Here is a 9,093-nt window from a genome sequence, read left to right on the forward strand (position 1 = left end):
ACGTTCCGAAGATCGTCGACTGGTACATGGAAGGCAAGATCCAGATCGATCCGATGATCACCCACACCATGCCACTGGAAGACATCAACAAGGGCTTTGACCTGATGCATTCCGGCAAGAGCATTCGCGGCGTGGTGGTCTATTGAGCACCTCGCAAGCCTATACGGTCGATGTGCGCAGGCTCGACGCGTTCTCCGCGCTCGAGCTTTACGCCATGCTGAAGCTGCGCGTGGATGTGTTCGTTGTCGAGCAGGATTGCCCCTACCCGGAGCTGGATGGCAATGATGTCGATTGCCTGCATCTGCGGCTGATGGATGGCAACGCGTTGCTGGCCTGTGCGCGGGTTTGGCGCCCCTCGGCAGATGTGCTGCCGCGCATTGGCCGCGTTGCCGTGTCGCCCGATCACCGCGGCAAGAAGCTGGGCGAAGCGCTGATGCGGGAAGCCATCATTGCATGCGAACACGAATATCCCGGCGAGGCCATTGAGATATCCGCGCAAAGCCATTTGCAGCGCTTTTACGGCTCGCTCGGATTTGCCGCCACATCGGAAGAATATGTCGAAGACGGCATTCCGCATGTCGATATGATACGGTCAGCACCATGATCTATGTTGACGCCGATGCCTGCCCGGTCAAACCGGAAATCCTCAAAGTCGCCGAACGCCACAATCTGGAAGTGACCTTCGTTGCCAATTCCGGACTGCGCCCGTCGCGCGATCCGATGATCAAGAACGTCATTGTGTCCAACGGCTTTGACGCCGCTGACGACTGGATTGCCGAGCGCGCCCATGAGGGCGATATCGTCATCACCGCAGATGTACCGCTGGCTGGTCGCTGTGTGGCAACCGGAGCGATGGTCACCGGCCCGACCGGCCGGGTGTTTGACGTGTCCAACATCGGCATGGCCACCGCGATGCGTGACCTTGGCCAGCACCTGCGCGAAACCGGTGAAAGCAAGGGATATAATGCAGCGTTCAGCCCGCGCGACCGGTCTGCCTTTCTTGAGACACTTGACCGTCTTTGCCGCCGGCTTAAAAAATAAACCGCTAAACGGGGGAAGCCATGCGTGAAGGCGGCAAACGGCACGGCATAGACAGGCGTCACCGCCCCTTCCTCATTGCGCTGTTGCTGGCAGCACTCTCCCTGCCCGCCTCCCTTTACCTCATCCCGAAGCTCGCCATTGAAATTGCCGCGCTGATCTTTTTCTTCAGTTATCTCATGCAGATCGCGCGCCGCCTGCCTCTGTTGACAGCCACTCATTTCGAGGCCCATGCCGACAGCGATGATGCACCAGCGATTGCCATCATTGCGGTGACACTGATTGCCGTTGCAGTCTCGGTCGTTTCGCTGTTTTTTGCGCTGAACCACGCCGAAGGTGAAACCGTGCCGGCACTTGCCATGGCCTTTGCCTCCGTATTGCTTGGCTGGGTAACCATCCACACCATGGCCGCCATGCATTACGCTCATCTGTTCTGGCGGCCGGCCGGTCGTGCCGGCCATAAGGGTGGCATGGATTTTCCAGACACGGAAAACCCCGGCGTTTATGAATTTCTCTATTTCGCCTTTGTCATTGGCATGACGGCGCAAACCTCCGACGTTGGTGTCACCACCACTGACATGCGCAAGGCAACGCTTGCCCATTCCATCGTTTCATTTTTCTTCAACACCGTCCTCGTCGCAGCCTTCGTGAATGCTGCGGTTTCACTGGCCGGGTGACCTTTACTCCAAGGAAAACAGCATGAAAATCATCTCCCAGAACACATCCTTCGGCGGCATGCAGGGCGTTTTTGCCCATGATTCCGAAAGCTGCAAATCCGAAATGACCTTTGCGGTCTATGTGCCGCCAAAGGCCATTTCGGAGCCTTGCCCTGTTGTGTGGTACCTCTCCGGCCTCACCTGCACCCATGCCAACGTCATGGAAAAGGGCGAATACCGCCGCATGGCCTCGGAACTGGGTCTGATTGTGGTCTGCCCGGATACCAGCCCGCGCGGCAATGACGTGCCGGATGAGCTGACCAACTGGCAGATGGGCAAAGGTGCCGGTTTTTATCTCGACGCCACGGAAAAGCCCTGGGCCGAACATTTCCAGATGTATACCTACATCACCGAGGAACTGCCTGCCCTCGTTTCGCAGCACTTCCGCATCGACATGGACCGTCAGGGCATTTTCGGCCACTCGATGGGCGGCCACGGCGCAATGACCATCGCCCTGAAAAACCCTGAACGTTTCAAGAGTTGCTCGGCCTTTGCTCCCATCGTTGCACCTTCCAGCGCCGACTGGTCGGCACCGGCGCTTGAAAAATACCTCGGTGACGACAAGGCGGCATGGCGCAAATACGATGCCTGCGACCTGATCAAGGACGGCGCGCGTTTCCCGGAATTCCTGATCGATCAGGGCAAGGCAGACAGCTTCCTCGAAAACGGCCTGCGTCCATGGCTGTTTGAAGAAGCGATCAAGGGAACCGATATCGGCCTGACGCTACGCATGCATGAGCGTTACGACCACTCCTATTACTTCATCTCGACCTTCATGGACGATCACCTGAAGTGGCATGCTGAACGTTTGGGCTGATTGACGCGTCAAACGCCTACTCCCGTGCTCTCAGTCAAAAAATCGAGGGATGCGGTAATCTGCCATCGCGGCGCTGGGGACTAGCTCCGGCAGCGCCACCCACCATCTTCATTCCCGCGCTTGTTGCGGGAATCTAGTTGCCGCGCGTTTGCGCGGCAAGAAGACTCCTTCCAGCCCCAGGACTGGTGTTGACTGGATCCCTGTGACATCCCTCGGGTCGTACCCGAGCACAGCGAAGAGGGAGAGCGGGGAAAGCAAGAGAACAAAGTCGCGAAGGTTACAAATGACCTTCCGCAAAATCACTTCGGAAACAGCGCCGTCGCCAATGTGGCTGGTCCCGGCTTGGTCAGCTGAAATTCCTGAATGACCCGTGAAGCGACGCCATAAGCCAGATCACCCTCAAGGCTTTCCTTGTCGAGGGCGTAAACCGTGGCGGTGAATTTCGCCTCGGCAATCACTTCACCTGTCGTCACAGATGCTGCCCGCACCACGACCCGTGCCGATGAGCGCGCACCCAACAGGAACGGCTCTTTTTTCACCGACACCAGACGAATGGTCAGCACCACACGTGGCCGCACCTTGGCGCGGTTGGTCACATCAATGGCATCGGATACATAGGAATGCACAAGCTGCATCAGGCGATGCGGCACGTCAGGCTGGGCAGCGACAAAGGCGCCACGCACGTCATAAATCAGCCGGTTCTTGTCACCATCATCTGGCATCAACCGGAACGACATCAGCACCATGCAGCACAGCAGAAAGGCACCGGACCGCAGAACAGGAAACTTTAGCAAACGCCTGGAACCTGTTGCGCGCGCACGCAAAATTTCCGTCCGGTTTTCCGCAAGAAAAACCGACCAGAACGCTGTGATGCGTTGCAAGTGACCTGACATAAACGACAACCCCGCCCCTCGGAATGTGTCGCTATGATTTCCAGTTAAGGTTACGGAAGTGTTAAGAGCTACTTGCTACAGACGCAAAAACATCGGCAGCAGCCTTCATATCCACCAAACGGTGAGCGCGACGTTCCATCGCCTCTTCATCCTCACCCCAATGCTCGGCCGTCCAGTCTTCATCCAGATGCGCAAAGCGCCAGATGTCGTCGAGGCCCCATGCGCCTTCGGCAAAGGCCAATGCCAGAATGGCCGAACCGGTAATGGTGGTCATGGTGTGAAGTGCTGCCAGTTCAAGCGCCGTATCATATTTGCGCAAGGTTACGGCAAAGGCGGCAACCGCTTCACGCGGCTGTTCCTGATGCATGATACCTTCTACCAGAATGAAGCGTGCGCCGAGGCTGTTGGCTGCCCAATCGACGACCGGATCCCACAGGTCGCCCTGACGCTCGACCAGTGCCGGCGGATCACCGGCGCGGTAGCACAGGAGATCGCTGGAGGAAAAACGCAAGATATCTTCGAACACCACCTGCGTATCGTTGGCCACGCCATCGATCGCGGTGTTGACCATGCGGGTAATCGGCATCACGCCGGGATCGACAACTTCCTTCTGCGCATCCCACTCCAGTCGCAGCAGGTCAGCAAGTGCCTGTGTCGGTACGATCAGCTGCTTTTTGGCCGGTGTGCGGACGGCCTTGCCATCCAGCAGCACGGCAAACTGGCCGTCTTCTGCCTCGCCAACCGTAACCTCCTTGTAGAAACGCTTCGGCAGCGGTTTCTGCATTTGTATCTGCGCACGCAGAATGGGGTCCGGATGGCTCAAGCCTTCGGTAAGATCGTTCAGCAGATCACGCATTACACAGCCTCGTCAGTTCCCGGAATAAAACCGGGTATCTCTCTTGGGTGGGTCACGACGGCATCGGCACCGGCAGCCCAAAGCTCCGGTTCGCTGGCATAACCCCACGCCACGCCAATGGCTGTCGCACCGGCAGCCTTGGCCATTTGCATATCATAAATCGCATCACCGATCACGATCGTGTCGGATGGCACCATGCCTGTTTCGTCACAGCATTCGGTGACCATGCCGGGATGCGGCTTCGACGGGCAATCATCAGCCGTGCGCGACACGATGAAATGTTTGCGAAAACCATGCGTGTCCATGATCAGATTGAGACCGCGGCGCGATTTGCCAGTCACAGCCCCCATCAGGATGTCTTCACGCATTGCCAGCCTGTCGATCATCTCGGAAATGCCGTCAAACAACGGTTCCTGCAGGCCTTCCTCGGCGCGGGTTTCCGCAAAGATCGCCTTGTAATACGCGGTCATTGCAGTGGCCTCATCATCGACATGCGGTTTGCCGATAATCGACTTGGTCTGCTCAATCGCCGGACGATCATAACCGAAATGTACGAAGGTGCGCGCCATCACCTCATGAATGAGCCTGACGCTGTCAACCAGCGTGCCATCGCAATCGAAAAGGACCAGTTTCATTCGTCGTCCCTGTCGCCATCAGCCTGATCGAAACCAAGCAGGTTCCAGGTTTGCACCATGTGCGGTGACAAAGGCGCCGTTACACGCAGGCGACCGCCGGATGGATGCGGAATGTCGATATGGCGGGCATGCAGGTGCAGGCGCTTCTGGATACCGCCAGGGAAATCCCAGTTGGGATCATCAATGTAATATTTCGGGTCGCCAATGATCGGGTGGCCCATTTGCAAGGCGTGGACGCGAAGCTGGTGCGTGCGACCGGTATAAGGCTCCATCTCTAGCCATGCCATTGTCTGCGCAGCCGTATCGATCACGCGGTAATAGGAAATGGCGTGGTCTGCACCCTCCTCACCGTGATTGGCAACACGCATGCGGTCACCATCCGGCGTCTGCTCTTTCACCAGCCAGCTGGAAATCTTGTCCTGATGTTTGCGCGGCACGCCCTTGACCAGCGACCAGTAGGTTTTCTTGGTGTCGCGTTCACGAAACGCAGCTGTCAGCTTCTGCGCGGCACCGCGTGTACGGGCCACGACCAGCACGCCAGATGTATCACGGTCAAGACGGTGTACCAGGCGCGGTTTCTCACCCTTCTGGCTGACCCAGGCTTCCAAGAGGCCATCAATGTGGCGGGTCACACCCGAACCACCCTGCACGGCAATGCCGGCCGGCTTGTTGAACACGAACACCTTGTCGTCTTCATGCAGCAGCATGCGCTTCAACAGATCGCCATCTTCAGCGTGCTTGAGATCCTTGGAGCCAATTGGCCCGCCTTTGACCTTGGCGTCAGAATCAATCGGTGGCACACGCACCATCTGGCCCGGCTGCAACCGGGCATCGGTCTTTACACGTCCGCCATCCACGCGCACCTGGCCGGAGCGCAGCAGCTTCTGCAACGGACCGAACCCAAGCCCCGGATAATGAACCTTGAACCAGCGGTCCAACCGCATACCAGCCTCGTCGGCTTCAACCTTGATATGCTCGATACCTGCCATGGGAAAATTCCAGTCTCGTTGTCTCTGGCCCGCAACTCTTATTCGGCAGGCTCTATAATTTAAAACGAGCCTTTAAAACAAAGCGCGCCCCAAGGCCAGCCCGCCGCAAACCGCAAGAATTGAAATAACGACGCTGGACAGCACATAAACCGCAGAAAGACCGATTTCGCCACGCTCAAACAGTCCGACCGCATCCAGAGAGAATGAAGAAAAGGTGGTGAAGCCCCCCAACATACCCGTGACCAGCAGCAGCCGCATTTCGGTCGATGCGCTGAATTTGCGGATAATCATCTCCGACAACAGACCTATGGCAAACCCGCCGATAATGTTCACCGCGAAGGTGCCCCATGGAAAATTGGTGCCCCCCAGGCGAACGGCCCACAGGTTCAAGAGATAACGGGCACCGGAACCAACCGCGCCACCAATGGCAACAAGCAATACATGAATCATGGTGCCAACATAGGACAATGCGTGCGATCGCGATACAGAATGCCAGACAAAATCAAATTTTACTAAAATACAACCACAAGATTTAGTCAGAACGAAACTTGCTCGCAATAGGATGAACCATCGTCAACACTAAATAATAGTGGAAAACAATTATGACGCAGGTCGTCGGCATTTCGGCAAACACCGCCGCATACGCCATGGAGGCGTTGAAGCCAGCCCCACGAACTCCGAACAAGACGGTGATCGAAGAGGCAATCCATGCCCTTGCCCGCCGCGTCGAGCAAGGCAGCGACCAGCAATTGCGTGCGCTCATCAACGTGGTCAAACCACCGTCGCTGGCGCTTTATTTCCTGACCAGCAGCCATCATCAAAATCCGCAGGCAACCTACGAACAAGTACAGGAAGCCTATGAAGATAATGAAAGCCGTGACAACGACAAGGCTGCCTGACCAGACCAGATAACATCCCCCCAGCAAAAAAGCGCCGGAGAGGCTCTCCGGCGCTTTTTTTGTTTGATCATCTCTCCGGCACCGAAATGCCATCATACATCAATTATGCTTGTGCTCGCTGGCCTGACCCGGTTTGGCACTTTGTACCGAGAGCGTGACGTCGACCTTTCCGGCCTTTTCAAAGGTAAGAGTGACAGGCACCTGGTCGCCTTCGGCAAATGGCTTTTTGACTTCAAAGAACATGAAGTGCAGGCCACCGGGCTTCAATTCGACTGTCTCTCCGGCCGGAACGGCAATGCCGTCATCCAGCTTGCGCATTTTCATCACGTCACCCTGCATGGCCATTTCATGCAGCTCCACACGACCGGCAGCACCCGAGGTCGCCGAGACGAGCTTGTCATCCGCACTGCCCGAATTGACGATGGTGACAAAACCACCACCAACCGGCTGGCCAGGCAACATCGCCTTGGAAAAGGCACCCGTCAGCTCCAGATCACCGGCCTTCACGGCTGCATGGTCTGCAGCGTGATCGCCATGAACACCATGTTCCCCATGTGCGGCAGGCGCGGCAGTAGCAGCACCGTGATCATGGCCGCCACCATGCTCGGCCTTGGCAGCAATTTTCAAAACCGGAGCAGGATTGGCGAGCGAATGCGGGTCAGCGCCGTTTTCAGCAATCTGGTCCCAGACAACAGTGCCCTTGTCGCCGCAAAGCTGCTTGACCTTGAACGGCAGGTCGGTGCCCGCCTCCACGCCTGAAATCTTACCCTGGAACACGAAGGTGTCGTAAAATTCATCCGGCAGATTGCCGTTCTTCCAGCGGAATTCGACCGGACCATCTTTGATCTCCTGGCCATGATTGCTGTAGGTCTTCTGGTAGTTGCCCTTGCTGATTTCAAGCTCCCAGCCGGCTTTCGGCTGTGGTTTGGCAGAAATGAAACCTTCCGGCAGCTGCACCTGAACCTCTGTTGTCGCCAGCCCGCCTTCACAGCCATGCGGCACCTGCAGCGCTGCCACAAAGCTGCTTTCGGCCGTCGCATTGTCATTGACGAAAGTGGAATGGGCAAAGCCCTGCGTTGACGCAACCGAAGACAATATCGTGGCATAGGCCAGAACGGTGATCTTTTTCATCTTGTCATCCCTGCGGCAGGTCCCCCGGACCATCGACCGCACTATGCCCAAAAATGGGCGTTTTCATTCAATTCGGAACAAAGGATCAGATGAAAAAGGGAGGTGCACGCGCTCTGGATCGCTCGGCTATGGTGGTATCAACCAGAACACGTTCAGTGGCAGGCCTATTGTCCAGCCAGGCAAAACTGGTGACGAGCCATGTTTCGCTATCGGGCAGCGGCAACAGAATGCATGAGGCAAGCAGGCAGGCCTCACAGAACAGCTTTCCGCTGATATCGAGATGACCTGATGTGTCGCCGTGCCCGGCATCGGTAGCGGCGGCCTCACCTTCGGCATGGCCAAAGCAAATCTCGGCAAAGGTGCCATCCGGCAGTCGGTAGCTTTCATCCAGCACAGGTGTGGCGATTGCCGCTTCGACCGGCTTATGGGCAAAACCAAGCGACAGCATCAGCATGGCGCAGAAAATGCGCACAAACCTTTCCATCGCTGTTTTTCTTTTGCTCATGGCCACCCGTCTACAGCAAAACACTCAAACGCTTTTTGCTGCATATCAAACTTGGACAAGGTTTATATCGCGTCCTGCAAAAGGAACAATTGCTTTTCCCGCGGCATTTCAAGTTGGAACATTCCGAACCGGGAGAAAGACCATGCCTGCAAAGTCAAAAGCACAACAGAAGGCAGCGGGTGCGGCACTGGCCGCCAAACGTGGTGAAATCAAGAAATCATCCTTGCAAGGTGCTTCAAAAGAAATGGCCAAGTCCATGACAAAAAGGAACTTGAAGATTTGGCCTCCACCGACCACAAGGGTCTGCCCGAACATGTCGACAAGAAAGAGTAGCGCTGATTTGGTCTGTCGCGACGTGTCAAAATCCACGTCGATGACGCCATGACGACAATTATCTGTTCGCCTGCGGCATTTGGTCCTTGCCAAGCCACGGGGTTCGCAGATAATGAGCAAACTTCCCCGCTGGGAGAAGCCGCTTGAGTGCGGTGCCGAAGGAGCAACCGCCCCGGAAACTCTCAGGCAAAAGGACCAGCGGAGAATACATGACTCTGGAGAGAAGCCGCCTTTAGCAAGGATAAGGCTCGCCGAAGGGATAACAATCTCAGGCGACAAGG

Annotated in this window: 12 protein-coding genes, 2 pseudogenes and 1 riboswitch; of the genes and pseudogenes, 7 read left to right on the forward strand and 7 right to left on the reverse strand. The window is 56.5% G+C overall.

Going from position 1 to position 9,093, the window contains the following annotated elements:
* The 5 genes and pseudogenes from RT613_RS23100 to fghA form a co-directional block, all read left to right on the forward strand.
* Nucleotides 1-146, forward strand: a pseudogene (locus tag RT613_RS23100) (S-(hydroxymethyl)glutathione dehydrogenase); the annotation flags it as partial.
* Complete coding sequence (locus RT613_RS23105) at nucleotides 143-604, forward strand: GNAT family N-acetyltransferase (RefSeq protein WP_313618712.1); 462 nt, start codon at nucleotides 143-145, stop codon at nucleotides 602-604. The pseudogene RT613_RS23100 and the gene RT613_RS23105, both read left to right, overlap by 4 nt.
* Complete coding sequence (locus RT613_RS23110; RefSeq protein ID WP_313618713.1) at nucleotides 601-1,041, forward strand: YaiI/YqxD family protein; 441 nt, start codon at nucleotides 601-603, stop codon at nucleotides 1,039-1,041. The genes RT613_RS23105 and RT613_RS23110 overlap by 4 nt, the downstream gene beginning before the upstream one ends.
* 20 nt (nucleotides 1,042-1,061) lie before the next feature.
* Nucleotides 1,062-1,715, forward strand: coding sequence for a DUF1345 domain-containing protein (locus RT613_RS23115; RefSeq protein ID WP_313618714.1), 654 nt, complete (start codon nucleotides 1,062-1,064; stop codon nucleotides 1,713-1,715).
* Nucleotides 1,716-1,737: 22 nt separating this feature from the next.
* A complete protein-coding gene (gene fghA / locus RT613_RS23120; protein ID WP_313618715.1) occupies nucleotides 1,738-2,571 on the forward strand; it encodes an S-formylglutathione hydrolase in 834 nt (277 codons plus the stop codon).
* Between the two features lie 299 nt (nucleotides 2,572-2,870).
* Here fghA and RT613_RS23125 read toward each other — a convergent pair whose 3' ends face one another.
* The 5 genes from RT613_RS23125 to crcB form a co-directional block, all read right to left on the reverse strand.
* A complete protein-coding gene (locus RT613_RS23125; RefSeq protein ID WP_313618723.1) occupies nucleotides 2,871-3,308 on the reverse strand; it encodes a hypothetical protein in 438 nt (145 codons plus the stop codon).
* 217 nt (nucleotides 3,309-3,525) lie between these two features.
* On the reverse strand, nucleotides 3,526-4,320 hold the full coding sequence (locus RT613_RS23130; protein ID WP_313618716.1) for an ATP12 family chaperone protein: 795 nt from the start codon (nucleotides 4,318-4,320) through the stop codon (nucleotides 3,526-3,528).
* Nucleotides 4,320-4,955, reverse strand: a complete 636-nt coding sequence (locus tag RT613_RS23135; protein ID WP_313618717.1) for an HAD-IA family hydrolase — start codon at nucleotides 4,953-4,955, stop codon at nucleotides 4,320-4,322. Before RT613_RS23135 ends, RT613_RS23130 begins: the two co-directional genes overlap by 1 nt.
* Nucleotides 4,952-5,944: an RluA family pseudouridine synthase gene (locus tag RT613_RS23140; RefSeq protein ID WP_313618718.1), complete on the reverse strand. Its 993-nt coding sequence runs from the start codon at nucleotides 5,942-5,944 to the stop codon at nucleotides 4,952-4,954. The genes RT613_RS23135 and RT613_RS23140 overlap by 4 nt, the downstream gene beginning before the upstream one ends.
* A gap of 72 nt (nucleotides 5,945-6,016) precedes the next feature.
* Nucleotides 6,017-6,394 carry a fluoride efflux transporter CrcB gene (crcB, locus tag RT613_RS23145; RefSeq protein WP_313618719.1) on the reverse strand — a complete coding sequence of 126 codons (378 nt, stop codon included), beginning with the start codon at nucleotides 6,392-6,394 and terminating at the stop codon, nucleotides 6,017-6,019.
* Nucleotides 6,395-6,546: 152 nt separating this feature from the next.
* Between crcB and RT613_RS23150 the strand changes: the two genes are divergently transcribed.
* Nucleotides 6,547-6,843, forward strand: coding sequence for a hypothetical protein (locus RT613_RS23150; protein ID WP_313618720.1), 297 nt, complete (start codon nucleotides 6,547-6,549; stop codon nucleotides 6,841-6,843).
* A 99-nt stretch (nucleotides 6,844-6,942) separates the two neighbouring features.
* On the opposite strand, the gene RT613_RS23155 is transcribed toward RT613_RS23150, so the two are convergent.
* Complete coding sequence (locus RT613_RS23155; protein WP_313618721.1) at nucleotides 6,943-7,974, reverse strand: copper chaperone PCu(A)C; 1,032 nt, start codon at nucleotides 7,972-7,974, stop codon at nucleotides 6,943-6,945.
* Nucleotides 7,975-8,059: 85 nt separating this feature from the next.
* Nucleotides 8,060-8,479: a hypothetical protein gene (locus RT613_RS23160; RefSeq protein WP_313618722.1), complete on the reverse strand. Its 420-nt coding sequence runs from the start codon at nucleotides 8,477-8,479 to the stop codon at nucleotides 8,060-8,062.
* Between the two features lie 142 nt (nucleotides 8,480-8,621).
* Between RT613_RS23160 and RT613_RS23165 the strand changes: the two are divergent.
* Nucleotides 8,622-8,812: pseudogene (locus tag RT613_RS23165) on the forward strand (DUF3008 family protein).
* 120 nt (nucleotides 8,813-8,932) lie between these two features.
* Nucleotides 8,933-9,020, forward strand: a riboswitch (glycine riboswitch).
* Nucleotides 9,021-9,093: the final 73 nt, after the last annotated feature.

The sequence above is a fragment of the Agrobacterium sp. genome, from assembly GCF_032092815.1.
Taxonomy (GTDB): domain Bacteria; phylum Pseudomonadota; class Alphaproteobacteria; order Rhizobiales; family Rhizobiaceae; genus Agrobacterium.